The sequence below is a fragment of the Pseudomonas sp. F-14 TE3623 genome (assembly GCF_053629015.1).
The window spans coordinates 643,053-661,670 of record NZ_JBRJHM010000001.1 but is presented as its reverse complement, the minus strand read 5'-3'; the positions used below and the strand labels follow the sequence as shown (position 1 = coordinate 661,670).

Annotated in this window: 17 protein-coding genes; 7 read left to right on the top strand and 10 right to left on the bottom strand. The window is 60.1% G+C overall.

Annotated elements, in window-relative coordinates; genetic code table 11:
* Entirely contained in the window at nucleotides 1-630 is a 630-nt protein-coding gene (locus AB7M29_RS03050; protein WP_217856975.1) for a LysE family translocator, read from the bottom strand.
* A gap of 145 nt (nucleotides 631-775) precedes the next feature.
* On the opposite strand from AB7M29_RS03050, the gene AB7M29_RS03045 reads away from it, so the two are divergent.
* A complete protein-coding gene (locus tag AB7M29_RS03045) occupies nucleotides 776-1,249 on the top strand; it encodes an Lrp/AsnC family transcriptional regulator (protein WP_052966045.1) in 474 nt (157 codons plus the stop codon).
* Between the two features lie 58 nt (nucleotides 1,250-1,307).
* Here the strand turns inward: AB7M29_RS03045 and lpdA are convergent, their stop codons facing one another.
* Complete coding sequence (gene lpdA / locus AB7M29_RS03040; protein ID WP_454246303.1) at nucleotides 1,308-2,708, bottom strand: dihydrolipoyl dehydrogenase; 1,401 nt, start codon at nucleotides 2,706-2,708, stop codon at nucleotides 1,308-1,310.
* 208 nt (nucleotides 2,709-2,916) lie between these two features.
* Here lpdA and hflK (AB7M29_RS03035) point away from each other — a divergent pair, with 208 nt between their 5' ends.
* From hflK (AB7M29_RS03035) to cfaB, 5 genes are all read left to right on the top strand, one after another.
* Complete coding sequence (hflK, locus tag AB7M29_RS03035) at nucleotides 2,917-4,881, top strand: protease modulator HflK (protein WP_454248694.1); 1,965 nt, start codon at nucleotides 2,917-2,919, stop codon at nucleotides 4,879-4,881.
* Nucleotides 4,878-5,927, top strand: a complete 1,050-nt coding sequence (hflC, locus tag AB7M29_RS03030) for a protease modulator HflC (RefSeq protein ID WP_454246302.1) — start codon at nucleotides 4,878-4,880, stop codon at nucleotides 5,925-5,927. The genes hflK (AB7M29_RS03035) and hflC overlap by 4 nt, the downstream gene beginning before the upstream one ends.
* Nucleotides 5,924-6,982: a protease modulator HflK gene (gene hflK / locus AB7M29_RS03025; protein WP_217856972.1), complete on the top strand. Its 1,059-nt coding sequence runs from the start codon at nucleotides 5,924-5,926 to the stop codon at nucleotides 6,980-6,982. The genes hflC and hflK (AB7M29_RS03025) overlap by 4 nt, the downstream gene beginning before the upstream one ends.
* On the top strand, nucleotides 6,979-8,889 hold the full coding sequence (locus AB7M29_RS03020) for a cation-translocating P-type ATPase (RefSeq protein ID WP_454246301.1): 1,911 nt from the start codon (nucleotides 6,979-6,981) through the stop codon (nucleotides 8,887-8,889). Before hflK (AB7M29_RS03025) ends, AB7M29_RS03020 begins: the two co-directional genes overlap by 4 nt.
* A gap of 199 nt (nucleotides 8,890-9,088) precedes the next feature.
* Nucleotides 9,089-10,276, top strand: a complete 1,188-nt coding sequence (gene cfaB, locus AB7M29_RS03015; protein WP_217856970.1) for a C17 cyclopropane fatty acid synthase CfaB — start codon at nucleotides 9,089-9,091, stop codon at nucleotides 10,274-10,276.
* Here the strand turns inward: cfaB and cls are convergent.
* Entirely contained in the window at nucleotides 10,273-11,712 is a 1,440-nt protein-coding gene (cls, locus tag AB7M29_RS03010) for a cardiolipin synthase (RefSeq protein WP_052966051.1), read from the bottom strand. The genes cfaB and cls overlap by 4 nt on opposite strands.
* Nucleotides 11,713-11,844: 132 nt before the next feature.
* Here cls and AB7M29_RS03005 point away from each other — a divergent pair, with 132 nt between their 5' ends.
* A complete protein-coding gene (locus AB7M29_RS03005; RefSeq protein WP_454246300.1) occupies nucleotides 11,845-12,366 on the top strand; it encodes a DUF3617 domain-containing protein in 522 nt (173 codons plus the stop codon).
* Between the two features lie 78 nt (nucleotides 12,367-12,444).
* Here AB7M29_RS03005 and AB7M29_RS03000 read toward each other — a convergent pair whose 3' ends face one another.
* Genes AB7M29_RS03000 through folE2 form a run of 7 tightly spaced genes read right to left on the bottom strand, consistent with a single transcriptional unit; the run spans nucleotide 12,445 to nucleotide 18,593 of the window.
* Entirely contained in the window at nucleotides 12,445-13,347 is a 903-nt protein-coding gene (locus tag AB7M29_RS03000) for a His/Gly/Thr/Pro-type tRNA ligase C-terminal domain-containing protein (RefSeq protein WP_217856969.1), read from the bottom strand.
* A 34-nt stretch (nucleotides 13,348-13,381) separates the two neighbouring features.
* Complete coding sequence (locus tag AB7M29_RS02995; protein ID WP_454246299.1) at nucleotides 13,382-14,719, bottom strand: dihydroorotase; 1,338 nt, start codon at nucleotides 14,717-14,719, stop codon at nucleotides 13,382-13,384.
* A 2-nt stretch (nucleotides 14,720-14,721) separates the two neighbouring features.
* Nucleotides 14,722-15,282, bottom strand: a complete 561-nt coding sequence (locus AB7M29_RS02990) for a gamma carbonic anhydrase family protein (RefSeq protein WP_454246298.1) — start codon at nucleotides 15,280-15,282, stop codon at nucleotides 14,722-14,724.
* Nucleotides 15,279-16,154, bottom strand: a complete 876-nt coding sequence (locus tag AB7M29_RS02985; protein ID WP_454246297.1) for a metal ABC transporter substrate-binding protein — start codon at nucleotides 16,152-16,154, stop codon at nucleotides 15,279-15,281. The genes AB7M29_RS02990 and AB7M29_RS02985 overlap by 4 nt, the downstream gene beginning before the upstream one ends.
* Before the next feature lie 11 nt (nucleotides 16,155-16,165).
* A complete protein-coding gene (locus tag AB7M29_RS02980) occupies nucleotides 16,166-17,032 on the bottom strand; it encodes a metal ABC transporter permease (protein WP_454246296.1) in 867 nt (288 codons plus the stop codon).
* Nucleotides 17,032-17,700 (bottom strand): metal ABC transporter ATP-binding protein, encoded by a 669-nt coding sequence (locus AB7M29_RS02975; protein ID WP_454246295.1) that lies wholly within the window; start codon nucleotides 17,698-17,700, stop codon nucleotides 17,032-17,034. Before AB7M29_RS02975 ends, AB7M29_RS02980 begins: the two co-directional genes overlap by 1 nt.
* Nucleotides 17,697-18,593 carry a GTP cyclohydrolase FolE2 gene (gene folE2 / locus AB7M29_RS02970; RefSeq protein WP_217856963.1) on the bottom strand — a complete coding sequence of 299 codons (897 nt, stop codon included), beginning with the start codon at nucleotides 18,591-18,593 and terminating at the stop codon, nucleotides 17,697-17,699. The genes AB7M29_RS02975 and folE2 overlap by 4 nt, the downstream gene beginning before the upstream one ends.
* Between the last annotated feature and the right edge of the window lie 25 nt (nucleotides 18,594-18,618).

The window sequence follows — 18,618 nt, the reverse complement described above, 5'->3', positions numbered from 1 at the left end:
TCAGGCCTGCTGCACAAAGGTCAGCCGCACCGCGAAGCCAATCAACAGGCTGCCGAACAACCACTGCTGCACCCGCTGGGCCGATGGACTGCGTTGCAGCCAGCGGCCCAGCGCTGCGCCGACCAGCGCGTAGGCGCTGTCGAACAACAACCCGACACCGACCAGCATCACGCCCAGCGTTGCAAATTGCGCGAGCACTGGCCCGGCGTGAGGTTCGATGAACTGCGGCAACAGCACCGAGCAGAACAGCAGCGCCTTGGGGTTGAGCAGGTTAGTCAGCAAGCCGCGTTGGATCGCCTCGCGCCAATGCGGTTTTTCGGTCGTTGCGTCTGTACCGTTCAAGCTCGGCAGCATCGTGGCGCGCAGGCACTGAATGCCGATCCACAGCAGGTACGCGGCCCCAACCAGGCGTACCACATCAAAAGTCCAGGGCGCCGTCTTGAACAGCGCCGCCAAACCCAACGCGGCCAAGGCCACATGACAACCACGCGCTATGCCCAGCCCCAACGCCGTGGCCAACGCCGCGCCTTTGCCCTGACGCGCGCCGGTCTGCAACAGCAGAATCATGTCCGGGCCGGGCAACAGGTACACCACCGCCAGTGCCATGAAAAACAGCCAGAGTCCTGCCATGTTGCACCCCATTCGTTGTCGATTTGGTGGGATCAGTCTATGGCTTAAGAGCAGGGCAGGTGGTTGCGTAGTCAGCTTCTAAAGCTTCGATATTTGGCATAACCTGCCATTTTGTGATGATCGAACCATCGGGATCTGCCAAACCATGAAACTGGACGCTTACGACCGCAAGATTCTCGCGGCGCTGCAACGGGACGGTCGCCTGAGCAACGTGCAATTGGCTGACGAAATCGGTTTGTCCGCCTCGCCCTGTTTGCGTCGGGTACGGATGCTGGAAGAAGCGGGAGTGATTCGCGGCTATCAGGCCAATCTGGATCGAGATGAAGTGGGCCTTGGGCTGACAGTGTTTGTCGGGGTCAAGGTCGAACGACACAACGATGAACAGGCCGAAGCCTTTCGCTTGGCCGTGACGGCATTGCCTGAGGTGATTTCGGCGTTCCTGGTGTCAGGGGAATCAGATTTTCTGCTGCAAGTGGTGGTGCCGGATTTACGCGCCTATGACCGTTTTCTCACCGGGCGACTGCTGAAATTGCCGGGTGTGAGCGACATCCGCAGTAACTTTGCGATTCACACGGTGAAGACGCCGGGGGCACTGCCGTTGGAGCATTTGCCCAGCTGAAAAGTGAAAGATCGCAGCCTGCGTAGGAGCTGCCGCAGGCTGCGATCTTTTGATCTTTCTACATCTGCGTCGCCATGCCCTCCACATCCATTGCCGCCTGGCGCAAGGCTTCGGAGCGGGTCGGGTGTGGATGACAGGTCAGGGCGATGTCTTCGGCCGAGGCGCTGAATTCCATGGCCACGCAATATTCGCCAATCATTTCACTGACGCTGGGGCCCACAAGGTGCACGCCGAGGACTTCGTCGGTGCGCTCATCGGCCAATACTTTGGCGAAGCCTTCGGTTTCATGGTTGATCTTCGCTCGGCTGTTGGCGGTGAAGGGGAATTTGCCGACCTTATAGGCACGACCTTCGGCCTTCAGCTGTTCTTCGGTCTTGCCGACGCTGGCCAACTCCGGTTTGGTGTAGATCACGCTGGGGATCAAGTCGTAATTGACCTCGCCGGCCTTGCCGACGATCTGCTCGATGCAGGCCATGGCTTCGTCTTCGGCCTTGTGGGCGAGCATCGGCCCCGACGTGACATCACCGATCACCCAGACGCCAGCAGCCTCGGTGCGGTGGCCCTTATTGGCGAGCATGCCGCGTTTGTCCGTGGCGAGACCGACGTTTTCCAACCCCAGGCCTTGGGTATAAGGGCGTCGACCAATGGCCACCAACACATAATCGGCTTCAAGCAACTCGGCGGTGCCACCCGTGGCCGGTTCGATGCTGAGCTGAACACCGCTCGCCGACGTCGTGGCGCTGGTGACTTTCGAACTCAACTTGAAGCTGATGCCTTGCTTGCTCAATGAGCGCTGAAGGGTCTTGCCCGCTTCGCCATCTACACCGGGGCAGATCCGGTCGAGAAATTCGACCACCGTCACCTGAGCGCCCAGGCGCCGCCATACCGAGCCCAGCTCCAGACCGATCACCCCGGCACCGATCACCACCAGGTGCTTGGGCACTTCGCCCAGCGACAGCGCGCCCGTGGAGTCGAGGATGCGTTTGTTATCGATGTCCACACCGGGCAGGGGAGTGGGTTCGGAGCCGGTGGCGATAACGATGTCCTTGGCGCTCAGCTCGGTCTTGACGCCCTGGCTGTCGGTCACCGTGACTTTGCCCGGCCCGTCGAAGTGGCCCCAGCCCTTGATCCAGTCGACTTTGTTTTTGCGAAACAGAAACTCGATGCCTTTGGTCAGCCCGGTAACGCTTTCATCTTTCTGTTTCATCATTTGAGCAAGGTTGAGGACGGGTTTGACCTCAATCCCCAAGTTGGCGAATTCCGCCCCCATGGCCGCGTCGTAGAGTTCGGAGGCATGCAGCAGGGCTTTGGACGGCATGCAGCCGACATTCAGGCAGGTCCCTCCCAGGGTGGCGCGGCCTTCCACGCACGCCGCTTTCAGACCCAGCTGGCCGGCGCGGATCGCTGCGTTATAACCGCCGGGGCCTGCGCCCAGAATCACGACGTCATAGGTGCTCATAGTGGTACTCCTGATGAAAGGGTGCAGGATCGATAAAAGTAGCCTTCGATAAAAATTACGAACGTAATATGTGCGTTTCGAGCCATTTCGGTCAAGGCTTCAGCTTGGCGACAGGGTCAGCGCTTTTAGATAGAGCGATTTACGACGAATATTTCACCACTTTCGTTATATCGTAACGAATTGTGATGTGAGCGATGGCTGGGGTGGTATGCAAGTCGATCTCGATGGCGATGGGGCACAAATAGCAGCACTGCCGCGCTTTCAGCAGGCGGTCGTTCAAGGACGTCGATTGCGGCAGGTCGCAATCGGTTTGGGTGCTTTGGCTGCAGCAGGGCTGGTGCTGGCGTTTTTTGTCGGTCTGTTTACGCCGCAGTCGTTGTGGGCGGCGCTGCTGGTCAATCAGAGCGCCAGTTTGCTGGTGCTGGTCGCCGGCCTGCAATCGGCATGGTGGGTGACGCAATGGCGCGCAAGAGCGATGAATCCGGCTGTGTTAGTGCCGGTGGTTGTCGCTGAGGAAGTCGTTGCCGGTGAAGGCTGGTACGAGCGGTTGCTGGACCGGATCAGTCAGCGTTGGTTGCGCTTGCTGGGGCAGATCGGTGCACCGACGCTTTGGCTTGGCGGCTGGGCGTTGTTGACGTTGTACAGCATCGAGCAAGTCTGGAATCTGACCTTGCCGCCCGCTGCGCTGGGGTTGTCGGCCAGTGTCGGCGCCGCGCTGTCGTTGCTGCTGGCTTTCGGTTTGCTGGTGCTGGAGCGGCAACTGGCGCAGGAAAACGTCGCCCAGTGGCCCGAAGCGGGGCCGTTGGCGCAGCTGACGCGGGTGGCGATTATTGGCCTGGTGCTCAGCGCCCTGTGTTTGTTGTTCGGCAGCGAAACATCGGTCTGGCCGGTGCGTCTAGTGGTGCTGATCGGCTTGCTGCCGGGGCTGGTCGCCGTCGAGTTGCTGCTGCGGGCCGTGTTGTCGCTGTTCAGTCCCCGTCGTGAACAGCTGGAACCGGCCTTGCTGGCACGAAGCTTCGTCGCCGACATGCTGCGCTGGCCGCCGCAACCTCTGCTCGCATTGCAGCACGAACTGCACAACCGCTTCGGTATCGATCTGCGGCAAATCTGGGCCTTCACCTACATGCGTCGGGCGTTTTTGCCGGTGCTGGCGGTGGTGGCTATCGTCGGTTGGTCGCTCACCGGCATTCACGAAATTGCGCTGCAAGGGCGCGGTATCTATGAGCGTTTCGGCAAACCGGTGGAAGTTTTCGGTCCTGGTTTACACGCCGGTTTGCCGTGGCCGCTGGGCCGCGTGCTGAGCGTCGAAAACGGTGTGGTCCACGAATTGGCCACCAGCGTGGGCGAAACGTCAGCACCGGTCGAGGCCGAACCAGCCGAAGGCCCGGCACCAGCGATTGCCAATCGCTTGTGGGACGCCAGCCATGTGAACGACAAATCCCAAGTCATTGCCAGCAGCCGCGCCGACAAACAGAGCTTTCAGATCGTCAATATGGATGTGCGCTTCGTCTATCGCATCGGCCTGAGTGATCAGGCGGCGCTGGCCGCAACGTACAACAGCGCTGACGTGCCAACGTTGATCCGCAGTACCGCCAGTCGGATTCTGGTTCACGATTTCGCTTCGAGAACCCTGGATGGTTTGCTCGGCGAGGACAGAGTAGGGCTCGCCGAAGAAATCGGTCGCGCCGTGCAGGCTGACCTGCAAAAACTCGACAGCGGCGTGGAAATTCTTGCCACGGTAGTTGAGGCCATCCACCCGCCAGCGGGGGCGGCCAACGCTTATCACGGCGTGCAAGCGGCGCAGATTGGTGCTCAGGCATTGATTTCCCGTGAGCGCGGGGCCGCGGCGGAGGCGACCAACCAGGCACAGTTGCAAGCCAGCATCGCTTACGATCAAGCCACGGCCAGTGCTCATGAAATCAACTCCACCGCCCAGGCCGCCGACCTGAAATTTGCCGCCGAGCGAAAGGCTTTTTCCAGCGCCGGCCAGGCCTTTGTGTTGGAGCAATACCTCAGTCAACTGACCCAAGGTTTGGCCAACGCCAAGCTGCTGGTTCTCGATCATCGTCTGGGCGGCAGTAGCAATGCGCCGACCATCGATCTACGTACATTCACGCTGCCGGCTGATCCTGCGTCGTCGCGTAATACCGTTCAGCCAGGAGCCGTCCATTGAGCCAGCCGACGCCTACACACAATCGCGATCACGATGACCACGCCGGCCACGATCACGGCCATGGCGGACATCACCACGGTCATCACCATAATCACCACGGCGATCCACACGAAGCTGGCCCTTTCCCGTGGCGGCGAATGGGTTGGGCGGCGTTGCTGGTGGCGTTTGCCATTGCAGCGGCGAGCCTGGTGCAAGTGCGTTCGGGAGAAGCCACTGTCATCACGCGCTTTGGCAATCCATCGCGGGTGTTGCTGGAACCGGGTCTTGGCTGGCGTTGGCCGGCACCGTTCGAGGCGGCGATCCCGGTGGACCTGCGGCTGCGTACGACCTCCAGCGGTTTGCAGGATGTGGGTACGCGCGATGGCCTGCGCATCATCGTGCAAGCCTACGTGGCCTGGCAGGTGCAGGGTGATCCAGACAACGTGCAACGCTTTATGCGCGCCGTACAGAACCAGCCGGACGAAGCGGCGCGGCAGATTCGCACCTTTGTCGGCTCGGCGCTGGAAACCACCGCCAGCAGTTTCGATCTGGCCAACCTGGTGAACACCGATGCCAACCAAGTGCGCATCGCCGATTTTGAAGCGCAGCTGCGTCAGCAGATCGATCAGCAGTTGCTCACCACCTATGGTGTGCGAGTGCTGCAAGTCGGCATCGAGCGTTTAACCCTGCCGTCGGTGACGCTCACCGCGACTGTCGATCGTATGCGCGCCGAGCGTGAAACCATCGCCACTGAACGCACCGCCATCGGCAAGCGCGAAGCCGCGCAAATTCGCTCTGCGGCCGAGCGTGATGCGCGAATTGTGCAAGCCGATGCGACGGTGAAAGCTGCGGACATTGAAGCCCAATCCCGCGTCGAAGCCGCGCAGATTTACGGCCGTGCCTACGCCGGTTCGCCGCAACTCTACAACTTGCTGCGCTCTCTCGACACCTTGGGCACCATCGTCACGCCGGGCACCAAACTGATTTTGCGTACTGATGCCGCACCGTTTCGGGTGTTGGTTGACGGTCCACCGACGCTCGATAACAAGTCCGGGTCGCAGCCATGAGTTTAGTTCCACGTGGAACACATGAGTTGAGCAGCCCCTGGATTCAGGCCGGACGCTTGGCTTTTTTGGCGCTTTACGCCGTGACCGTGCTGGCTGCGTTGGCGTGGGCCTTCTCCAATGTGCGGCAAATCGACCCGCAAAATCGTGCCGTGGTGCTGCACTTCGGCGCACTGGATCGTATTCAAAATGCCGGTTTGTTGTTGGCATGGCCGCGTCCGTTTGAGCAGGTAATCTTGTTGCCTGCGGCGGATCGGGTGATCGAGCGCCGGGTGGAAAATCTGCTGCGCACGGATGCCGCGTTGCAGGCGGATCGAGTCGCGAGTTTCGCCACGCCCATCAGCGATGCGCTCGCCGGCTCCGGTTATCTGCTGACCGGTGATGCAGGCGTCGTGCAGCTGGATGTGCGGGTGTTCTATAAAGTCACCGAACCGTATGCCTTCGTTCTTCAGGGTGAGCATGTGCTGCCAGCGCTGGATCGGCTGGTGACGCGCAGTGCCGTGGCGCTCACCGCCGCACGAGATCTGGACACCATTCTGGTGGCTCGACCGGAACTGATCGGTGCCGACAATCAGGCCGCTGAGCGCCGCGAACGTCTACGCGGCGATCTGGTGCGGGGCATCAATCAGCGCTTGGCCGAACTGACGGCGACTGGGCAGGGGTTGGGCATTGAAGTGGCGCGGGTCGATGTGCAATCGAGTCTGCCCGGCCCGGCGGTGAACGCGTTCAACGCAGTATTAACCGCCAGCCAACAGGCCGACAAAGCTGTGGCCAACGCGCGCACTGAAGCCGAGAAGCTGACTCAGTCCGCCAACGAACAAGCCGACCGCACGCTGCAAGTGGCTCACGCCCAAGCCAGCGAACGCCTGGCCAAAGCCTCTGCCGACACCGCCACGGTGCTGAGTTTGGCCAAGGCGCAACAGCAGGGCACTGACCCGCAAATGCTGCTGCGTATTTACCGTGAACGGATGCCGAAAATTCTCGGGCAGGCCGGCTCGGTGACCACGGTTGATCCGAAAGACGATTCCCGCCTGATCATTCAGGGAGCTGCGCAATGACTGCCCAACCCGCCGCCGCGCCGAGCATGTTGTCCTCGGCTGAACAACGTAGCGCCGCGCGCCAGTTGACCCTGGCCATGCTTGCGCTTGGGTTGCTTGTGCTGGGCCTGGTCTGGCGCTGGTTGTCGCCGGACCAGACCGGTGTCAGCCAATTGCTGCTGGGTTTTGCCTCCTTGCTGGTGGCCGTGCCGGTCATGCGCTCGGCGTGGTACAGCTTGCGTTATCCGAGCCTGCACGGGATCACCGATCAACTGATCGCCCTGGCCATGCTCGGCGCCTGGGCCACAGGCGATCTACTCACTGCGGCTCTGCTACCGATCATCATGATCTTCGGTCACGTGCTGGAAGAGCGCAGCGTAATCGGTTCCCAGGAAGCGATTCATGCCCTCGGCAAACTGACTCGCAGCCATGCGCGCAAGATTCAGGCTGACGGGTCCGTCGTTGAAGTCGACAACGGAACACTCAAGGCCGGTGACCTCGTGGAGGTGCGTGCCGGTGATCGAGTGCCGGCGGATGGCCGGGTGTTGTCCGGTCAGGCAAGCCTCGACACCGCCTCGATTACCGGTGAGTCGGTGCCGATAGAAGCCGGCGTGGGCATGCCGGTGTTCGGAGGGGCGATCAATCTTGATGGCCTGCTGCGCATTGAAGTGACCCGCACCGGTAACGAATCGACCCTGGGCAAAGTCATCGCGTTGATGCAAAGCGCGGAACGTTCCAAGCCGCCAATCACGCGATTGCTCGAACGCTATGCCGGCAGCTACATGGTGTTGGTGTTGCTGCTGGCCGCCGTGACCTGGTTCGTTACCAATGATGCGCAAGCAATGCTCGCAGTATTGGTAGCGGCTTGCCCTTGCGCGCTGGTGTTGTCGGCCCCGGCCACGGCCATTGCCGGGGTGGCGGTGGCGGCTCGACACGGGATTCTGATTCGCAGTTCGGCGTTCCTTGAAGAGTTGGCTGACCTGACGTCGTTGGTGGTCGACAAAACCGGGACGCTGACGTTCGGCACCTTGCGCCTGCAATCCATCGACAGTCCGCTGGAGGATCGCAGTCACGTACTGAAGCTCGCCGCCAGCCTCGGTTCCGCCAGCAGTCATCCGGTCAGCCGCGCCTTGGCCGGGTTGGTCACTCAGGAACACTTTCTGCTGCTCTCTGATATTCACGAGCGTCAGGGGCTGGGTGTAGTGGCGATGACCGAGCAGGGCGAAGCGGCCCTCGGTCGTCCGGAGCTGTTCGCGCAATTGGGTATCGACACTTCAGCTGTGCCCGACCACGACGGCCCGATTGCCGGGCTGGCACTCAACGGTGAATTTCTCGCCTGGTTGTTGCTCGCCGACAGCGTCAAACCCGAGGCGCGGTTTGCCCTGAGCGAGTTGCGTGAACTGGGCTTGGGTCGTCAGCTGTTGCTCACTGGGGACCGGCAGAGCGTTGCGCACACGCTGGCCCGGGATGTGGGCATCAGCGATGTCGAAGCCCAAGCCTTGCCCGAGGACAAACTCAATCGTGTGCTGAAAGAAATCGGCAGCGGATTTCGGCCGATGGTGGTGGGAGACGGCATCAACGATTCCCTGGCGCTCAAGGCCGGTGTGGTCGGCGTGGCGATGGGCGCAGGCGGTGCGGACATCGCGCTGGCCTCGGCCGATATCGTCCTTATCGGCAGCGACCTGCGCCGACTCGGAACCTGTGTACGCTTGAGTCGCCAATGTCGGCAGACCTTGCAGGTCAACGTGATCATCGGGTTGGGCTGGACCCTGGCCATAGTCGCGTTCGCCGCATTCGGCTGGCTCGGCGCGGCAGGGGCGATGATTGCCGCGCTGTTGCATAACTTGAGCACGTTATTAGTGCTCGGGAATGCCGGGCGTTTGCTACGCTTTCAGGAACCCCTACTCAAGCTTAAGGATGAGGTGTGAGCGTCTACAACTTTTCAGAACTGTGTGCCGGATTTGTAGTCATCTAGGGTAAGGCGATCATTTTCAACGATCGCCCGTTGGATGGTTTCAGTGTTGCAGGCAACACCGGGAATAGAAAAAGGCTATTAATTCGATAGCCTGCTATTTTTCAAGGATGGTCTACCCTCAGATTTGACGTCTGAAACAAGGGGGACTTTTCATGCTCGCGCAACTTCCACCGGCCTTACAGAATTTGCAATTGCCGCTTCGCTTGCGACTCTGGGACGGCCATGAGTTCAATCTGGGGCCGACGCCCAGCGTCACCATTGTGGTCAAGGACCCCCACATGGTCACCCAGTTCACCCATCCCAGCCTGGACGCGTTGGGGGCGGCGTTTGTCGAAGGCAAGCTGGAGCTGGAAGGCTCCATCAGCGATGTGATTCGTGTCTGCGATGAATGGAGTCAGGCGCTGCTCAACGAAGACGAAGATGCGCAACCGGTGCGCGCGGCTCATGACAAGGAAACCGACGCCAAAGCCATCTCCTACCACTACGACCTTTCCAACGCGTTCTACCAACTGTGGCTCGACAGCGACATGGCGTATTCCTGCGCCTACTTCGAGACCGGCAGTGAAACCCTCGAGCAAGCCCAACAAGCCAAGTTTCGCCATCTGTGCCGCAAGCTGCGGTTGCAGCCAGGCGAATATCTGCTGGATGTCGGTTGCGGCTGGGGCGGGTTGGCGCGGTATGCGGCTCGTGAGTTCGGTGCGAAGGTATTCGGGATCACGCTGAGTAAAGAGCAATTGGCGCTGGCCCGTGAACGGGTGAAAGCCGAAGGCCTGGAAGATCAGATCGAATTGCAACTGCTCGACTACCGCGATCTGCCTCAGGACGGGCGCTTCGACAAGGTGGTCAGTGTCGGCATGTTCGAACACGTCGGCCACGCCAATCTGGCCGAGTACTGCAAAATCCTGTTCGGTGCGGTGAAAGAGGGCGGGCTGGTGATGAACCACGGGATCACCGCCAAGCACACCGACGGCCGGCCGGTTGGGCGCGGCGCTGGTGAATTCATTGAGAAGTATGTGTTCCCCAACGGCGAGCTGCCGCATCTGTCGATGATATCGGCCGAGATCAGCGACGCGGGGCTGGAGATCGTCGATGTCGAAAGTCTGCGCCTGCATTACGCGCGAACCCTGGACCACTGGAGCGAACGCCTGGAAGACAATCTGGAAGCTGCCGGCAAACTGGTGCCGGATCAGGCTTTACGGATCTGGCGGTTGTACCTGGCGGGGTGCGCCTATGCCTTCGCCAGAGGCTGGATCAACCTGCATCAAATCCTCGCGGTGAAAGCCCATCCCGATGGCAGCCATGAACTGCCCTGGACCCGCGATGACATTTACAACCCTTAAAGAATTGGTGAAATAAGCCGGGCGATCCGCATGCCGATCTGTTGCAGGCGGTGGGTCTCCCGGCTTTCTTCTTTGGCGATTTCGTGAGCCTGGGCGAAGTCATCGTTGAGCATCTGTTCCACTTCGGCAGCAAACGCACTGTCGACCGTCAGCAACATCACTTCGAAATTCAGCCGGAACGAACGGTTGTCCAGGTTGGCGCTGCCAATGGCGCTGATTTCGCTGTCGATCAGCACCACTTTCTGATGCATGAACCCCGGCTGGTAACGGAACAAGCGCACACCGGCACGTACCGCTTCGAAGGCGTAAAGGCTGGAAGCGGCGTAGACGACCCGGTGATCCGCCCGCGACGGCAACAAAATTCGTACATCCACACCACGCAACACTGCCAATCGCAACGCGGCGAACACCGCTTCGTCGGGGATGAAGTAAGGGGTGGTGATCCACACCCGCTCTGCCGCCGCATGGATGGCTTCGACGAAGAACAGCGAACAGGTTTCGTAGGAATCCGCCGGGCCGGTGGCTAGCAATTGGCAGAGCACGCCATCATCCGGATAAACCTCCGGCAGGATCAGTGGCGGCAGCGAACGGGCCGCCCAGAACCAGTCTTCGGCGAAGGATTCCTGCATGCAGGCCACCACCGGCCCGCGCACTTTAACGTGGGTGTCGCGCCAGGGTGCCAGGGGTGGTTTCTCGCCCATGTATTCGTCGCCGACGTTGAGCCCGCCGACAAAACCGACAATCCCGTCGACCACGACGATCTTGCGGTGGTTGCGGAAGTTGACCTGAAAGCGGTTGAGCCAGCCACTGCGGGTGGCGAAGACTTTGACCTCGATACCGGCATCGCGCAACGGTTGCACATAACCATGGGGCAGGGAGTGGCTGCCGATACGGTCGTAGAGCAGGTAAATCGCCACGCCTTCGGCAGCTTTCTTCGTCAGCAAGGCGTGCAGGCGTTGGCCGAGGCGGTCATCGTGGATGATGAAGAACTGGATCAACACCGCTTGCCGGGCGTTGCTGATGGCGTCGAAAATCGCATCGAAGGTGGCTTGGCCATCGATCAGCAAGCGCACTTCGTTATTTGCCAGGCACGGCATGCGTCCCAGTTTCGGCATGGCCCTCAAGGACGCGTAGGCGCTGGAGGCACGAGCAGCCAGTGCCTCTTCTACCCAGGGACGCCAGTTCAACTCGGAGATTGCCTTGCGCATTTCCTCGTTGGCTTGCCGCCGGGCCTTGATATAGCCATCGAAGGTGCTGCGGCCGAAGACCAGATAAGGGATAAGCGTGAGGTAGGGAATGAACAGCAGTGACAGAGCCCAGGCGATCGAGCCTTGAGCGGTCCGAACGGTCAATACGGCATGGATGGCGGCAATCGAGCCCAGCGTGTGCAGCAGAGCGATCAGATAACCGAAAACATGCGGTCCAAAATAATCCATGGGGCAGCCTTGCTCCTGAAGAATTCAATGCTTAACAGACCATGTTCCGGGCAGAATGTCGCTATTTAATTGGCCCATGAACCGAAGCCCGTGACTGACGTCTAACGGCCACTAATGATCAGGAGTTACTCGATGAACGTTCGTCTGCTGGGTTTGGTCATTGCGTTTGGTTTGGCACTTCCTGTGGCTGCTCAGGCGCAGATGTTGCAACCGGGTTTGTGGGAAATGACTTCAAGCAACATGAAGGTCGATGACCAGAACCTGCCCGATCTGCAACTGATTCTCGGCCAGATACAGAGTCAGATGACCCCTGAACAGCGCGCGCAGCTGGAGAAGCAGGGTATCACCATGGGCGGCAAAGGGATTCGGGCGTGCCTGACGCCTGAGCAGGTGAAGACCGACAACATTCCACTGACGGACCCACAATCGGGCTGCAAGCAGGAAATCACCGAGCGTACCGGCAACCAGTGGAAATTCCGTTTCAGCTGTCCGAAAGCGCAAGGTGCGGGTGTCGCCACATTCCTCAGCGATCGTGAGTTCACCACCAAGGTTAACGGCACCTTCAACGCCACCGGCATTCAGCAGAAGGGTAGCCTCGATACTCGCGCTGTGTGGCTGGGACAGGATTGCGGCACAGTGAAGCCAAGGGCCTAAAAGCATCGCGAGCAGGCTCGCTCCCACAAGGTCATACGCGATCCCTGTGGGAGCGAGCCTGCTCGCGAAGGCATTCGCTCAGGCACCTCCAGTCTTCGGCAAATTCAACAATTCACACACCGCCTCAATCCCTTTCTCCCCGAAGTTCTCTCCGCTGCCGCTGCGCATGCTGACAAATCCGCCTTCCTTTTCCTTCTCTCCCACTACCAACAGATATGGCACTTTCTGGCTGTGCTGGCGAATCTTGTGGCTGATTTTCTCGTTACGCAGGTCCGAGTTGGCCCGCAGTCCGCGGCGGCGCAGCGTCTCGGTTACTGAGTGCGCATAAGCGCTATGACGTTCATCGATGTTCATGACCATCACCTGCGGCGGCGCTCGCCAAGTGTCCAGCTGCTGTTGGCTGGACCAGCATGTGCCGTAGATCCGTTGCTCAGAGGTGCCGCCAATATGATCCAGGGCGAAGGCCTGCAACACCTTGGTGGTGGGAACATGCGGGCCTGCGGCAAAACTTTCAAAATCCCCCAAGCGATACAGCGTTAACCGTTCGACTGGCGTCGCCCGGGGAGCTGTTTCCCGGCGGATCGAATGGTTGGTCGCCGCCAGTGCACGCATGCGCGCTTCGATAACTGGCAGCTCGGCCAGAGTTAAAGAGCGCTGGAAAGCAAACTCATAAAAGAAACCATCACCCAGCGACGATCCGGCTCGCAACTGTGCACGCGGATGGAGCTGCTTGACGGCCATGGCCAGCATCAGCGCGCAGGAACGCCGAAGGATCTCCAGGCCATCGGGTTCCTGGGGCGTGACGATACTGACCCGGGCATCGCCCTCGATCAGGAAACCACAGTCGACCAACACGCCGTCGACTCGACCGGCCACCGCCGCGTTGGCCAACCCGAGACTGATACTTGCGGCGACTTCATACACAGTCAGCGGCTGATCGTACTCACGCAATGAACCATCGGGCAGGGTGATATGGATCATGATCGGTGTTCTCGAATATTTTCGACAACGAGCGCTAGCGCATAAACCGTAGGGCTAAACCCTGGCAGCTGTCATTTAGACGTTGGTCGTGCCAGGCAATTTGCCCCGACACGACCGTGGTGGTGACGCTGTGGCGAAAACGATGGTGGGTGAAGGGCGTCCAGCCGCATTGCGAAAGGATCGGCTGCCGGGAAACGGCAAGGCCATCGGGCTCGGGTTTGATCAACACCAGGTCGGCCCAGTAGCCTTCGCGCAGGTAGCCGCGGTCAGGAATGGCAAACAGATCGGCGACCCGGTGACTGGTTTTGGCCACAAGGGTGGTGATCGGCAAAACTTCATCGGCCACCAGTTCCAGCAGCGCGGGCAGGGCGTGTTGCACCAACGGCAAACCGGACGGCGCCTGGCTGTAGGGGCGCTGTTTTTCGGCCCAGGTATGAGGCGCGTGATCACTGCCGATCACATCCAGTCGATTGCTCAACAATGCTTTGCGCAACGCATCGCGGTCGGCCTGGGTCTTGATCGCCGGGTTGCACTTGATCAGGTTGCCGAGGCTCGGGTAGTCGCGATCGTCGAACAGCAAGTGGTGCAGACAAACCTCGGCAGTGATGTGTTTCTGTGCCGGCAGTCTGTCTTCGAACAGCGCCAGTTCGCGCGCGGTAGTCAGATGCAAAACGTGCAACCGGGTGCCGTGTCGTTTGGCCAGATCAACGGCCATAGAGGAGGAACGAAAGCACGCTTCGGCGTTGCGGATCAGCGGGTGAGCGGCTGGCGGAAGGTGCTCGCCGAACAGCTCTCGCAGGTTCGCGGCATTGGCCTCAATGCTCGGCGTGTGTTCGCAGTGAGCCAACAAAATGGTCGGCACCTCGGCGAAGAGTCGCTCGAGAATCCGTGGATCGTCCACCAGCATGTTGCCGGTGGAGGCGCCCATGAACACTTTGACCCCGGCCACCTCGCAAGGATTGAGCGCGGCAACCGTGTCGAGATTGTCATTGCTCACGCCGAAATGAAAACCGTAATTGGCCACTGAACTTGTCGCCGCTCGACGCTTCTTGTCGGCCAGCGAGGCGAGAGTCAGGGTGGCCGGGGAGGTGTTGGGCATGTCCATGAAGCTGGTGATGCCGCCGGCCACCGCCGCTCGAGACTCGGTATGGAAGCTGCCCTTGTCTGGCGCTCCTGGATCGCGGAAATGCACTTGGTCATCGATCATGCCCGGCAGTAGCCATTGGCCGTTGGCATCGATTTCCACGGTGGCCGTTTCACCTTCGATGCTGCTGGCGATCTTGACGATGCGACCGTGGCTTACCAGCAAATCACCGTCGAACTCACGACCTTCATTGACCAGCCGGGCATTGCGAATCAGCACGCTGCTCATGGTCAGAACTCGTTTTGCAGGGCTTTGTAGCCCCGCACCAGATCGACGTTGGTGCGCGCCACGTCTTCGGAAAACTCCGAAGCGCTGACGCTAACTGGTGGGAACTGCGACAAGTCAGTGTTGGGGCCGATGCGCGTGGTGGAGGGCACGTAGAAGTCTTCAGGCAAGTCACGACCGTCGACCACCGAGTTGTGCCGCACCACGCAACCGTCGCCCACTTCGCAGTTGAACAGCACGCTGTTGAACCCGATGAACACTCGGTTACCGACGGTGCAGGGGCCATGCACGATGGAGCGGTGGGCGATGGAGCTGAATTCGCCGATTGTCACCGCCGCGCCGGACTTGGAGTGAATCACCACGCCGTCCTGAATGTACGAATTGGCGCCGATGGTGATTGGCTCCATCTCGCCTGAGTCATCCACTTCATCGGCGCGAATCACCGCGTACGGACCGACGAACACGTTCTCGCCAATCACCACTTTGCCGCAGATGATGGCGGTTTTATCCACATACGCCGACTCCGCAATCGACGGCAGATCACCTGAAGGATTCTTGCGGATCATGGCTTGCTCAACGCCTCATACAAGGTGTTGAGGTTGTATTCGAACAACCCGGCGAACGTGCTGGCCGGGCCGCTCGCCGCGAGGGCATCGGAGTACAGCGTGCCACCGATGTGCGCGCCGCTTTCATCGGCGATTTGCTTGAGCAGGCGCGCGTCCTTGATGTTTTCGATAAACACCGCTTTGACCTTGGCCTGACGGATCTGCGTGATCAGCGCAGCGACTTCGGTGGCCGACGGTTCGCGCTCGGTGGACAGACCTTGTGGCGCCATGAAGTCGATGCCGTAAGCCTGACCGAGATAGCCGAAGGCGTCATGGGAGGTCACGATTTTGCGATTACCCGGCGGCAGCGAACCGAGCTTGGCTTTGGCCTCGGCGAGCAAGGCGTAGATCTTTTTCAGATAGGCCTGGCTGTTGTGTTCGTAGTCGGTTCTGTTGGCAGGGTCGGCGGCGATCAGGGCTTTGGTGATGTTGCTGATGTACAACTCGGTGTTCGCCAGGTTGTGCCAGGCATGTGGGTCGGGAATGGTTTCGCCGTCTTCATCCAGCGAGCGTGGAATGACCCCATGGCTGGCGCTGATGACTGCGGCTTTGGTCTCGGTGCTGGTCACCAGACGGTCCAGCCATGGCTCGAAACCTAGTCCGTTTTTGATGATCAATCTGGCCTTGAGCAATGCCTTGGCATCGTCCGGAGTCGGCTCGTAGGTATGCGCATCGGCGTCCGGCCCGACCATGTTGGTGATCTGAATATGGTCGCCGCCGACCTGATGGGTCATGTCGGCGAGGATGCTGAAGCTGGTGACTACCTGGAGTTTTTCCGCGGCAGACAACGACATCGACAGCATCAAACTGAACAGCACGAGTAAAGCGCGCATCGGGCAACACCTCATTGGGATGTGAGCAAAGGCGGGCGGCGCAACAAACCGTGCACCGGACCGAACACCACGGACAGCAAATACAAGCCGCCAGCCACCAGCACGATCGCCGGGCCGCTGGGCAGTGAGTAATAAAGCGACAGCAACAAGCCGAACCAGACCGAGAGGCAGCCGAGCAGTGCGGCGATGGCGATCAGTACCGGCAAGCGACGACTCCAGAAGCGAGAAGCCGCCGCCGGCAACATCATCAAACCGACCACCATCAGGGCGCCGATGGCCTGGAAACCGATCACCAGGTTCAGCACCACCAGCGTCAGAAATACCCCATGAGCCAATGGCCCGAGGCGGCTGACGGTTTGCAGAAAGAGCGGGTCGAGGGTGTCCAGCAACAGGGGTTTGTAGATGAGGAGCATGGCGAGCAGGCTGAAGCCCGAGACCCAAATCATGCCGGTCAACGTCGGCCCGTCGACCGCGAGCGCCGAGCCAAATAACAGGTGCAACAGGTCCAGCCGTTTGCCGGCGATACCGAGGATCAGCACGCCACTGGCCAGCGATATCGGGTAGATCGCAGCCAGGCTCGCGTCTTCCCGCAGGCCGGTGCGGCGGGTGATCCAGGCGGCCAGTCCGGCCATGCTCAGGCCGGCGCCGAGACCACCTATGGTCAACGCGGGCAGACTCAACCCGGCAAACCAGAAGCCCAATGCGGCGCCCGGCAAGATGCCGTGAGCCACCGCGTCACCGATCAGGCTCATGCGCCGCAGGATCAAAAACACCCCAAGCGGAGCGGTGCTGCACGCCAGAACGAGACCACTAAGCAACGCCCGGCGCATGAACACGAATTCGTGGAACGGTTGCCAAAGCTGAGCGGAAGCGATCATCAAGCCACCTGCGTCTGGGGTTGTTGGCGAATCAGATCGGTACTGGGGCCGAGGACGCAGCCGCTACTTTTGATCAATAGGGCTTGTGGGATGTGTTGGCGTACGGCGGCGAGGTCGTGACACACCACGACCAGGGTTCGGCCTTCGGCATGCCAGGCGTGGATGTGTTTCCAGAGCAGCGCCTGGCCGAGTTCGTCGAGCGCGGCGTGAGGTTCGTCGAGCAGCAGCAAGGGGGCTTCGGCGAGACTCAACCGGGCGAGCAGGGCACGCTGTAATTCGCCCCCGGAAAGGGCCATCAATGGGCGGTGTTCCAGGCCGGTCAGACACCAGTCTTCCAGCGCAGACTTGAGTCGCTGGCTGCGAATTTCCGGAGTTTGTTTGCTGCCCCAGAAACCTGCGGCCACCAACTCTTGCAGACTGATGGGGAATTGCCGGTCCAGGTGTTGTTGCTGAGCCAGGAATGAAAGGCCGCCTTTGCGTGGAACATCAATGATCACTTTTCCTGTCAGTGGCTTTTGCAGACCGGCGATGACTTTTAGCAGGCTGCTTTTACCCGAACCGTTGGCACCGATGATGGCGGTCAGACTTCCTTTGGGTAACTGGAAGTCCACCGGCGGAGTGAGTGGTTGACCGGGAGCGCCCCAGCGCAAGGCTTGGCATTGGATCATGCGGCCTCCCAATTCCAGCGACTTTCGGCGACAGCATCGTGGGCGTGAAGACTTTCTGCGTGAACGACTCGCACGTGAAAGGCGTTGATGCCCGGGGTGCGTTTCAGGGCCAGATTCAAGCGTCGGGCGGCGTCTTCGCAGAACATCAAGTTCTGGCCGTTGGCGAGGGCGAAGGCTTGTTCGTCGGCGCGTTTCACGGCGGTTTGCACGGCGGTGCCGAGGGCGGCTTCCGCATCGTTGATCGCGGCGATCAGCGGCAGGTCATCCAGGTAGTCGTTCAGACGCAACTGCAATTGCGCATTGCTGCGTTGGCTATGGGGCGTGGCGACGATGCCTTTCGTGGAGCCGAGCCAAGCCAGAACGTCGGCGTGTTGCAGTGACTTGTTGGCAAAATCATCAACGAATTGCTGCTGAATTAACTGCCGAGAAAGTGCCGCTGAGCACGGACAGGTTGAGGAATAAGGAACGTCAATTTTTAGTTCCACGTGGAACATCGCGTTTTTCAAACTGGCTTCGATGCTCACCGGATAAGTTTTCCAACCGGCTAGCGGACTGATGAGCGCGGGTCTTTTGAGCAATAGTTCGGTGTGAATTTTTAGGTAAGCGCTGTGGGAAAGTCCCTCATGAGTATTGAGAAAACTCTGCAAGACTCGCCGCAACAACGTGGGTGAAAGGTGTTCCTGCTCAAGCATTTCCAACGCCAGATACAGCCGCGACATATGGATGCCGCGCGCCTCTCCATCGTCAAGGCTAACGCCAGTGTCGACCTTTGCACTCAGTCGCTGGCCATCGAGTAAAACAGGAAGAGCAATGCCGCACATGCCCACCCAATCGAGTGGCAGGGCTTGGCGTGAGGCCTGCGCGGCGATATCCGGCAGAGTCAGCGCATTCATGAGCAGGTCCATCGTGGGAGTTGAT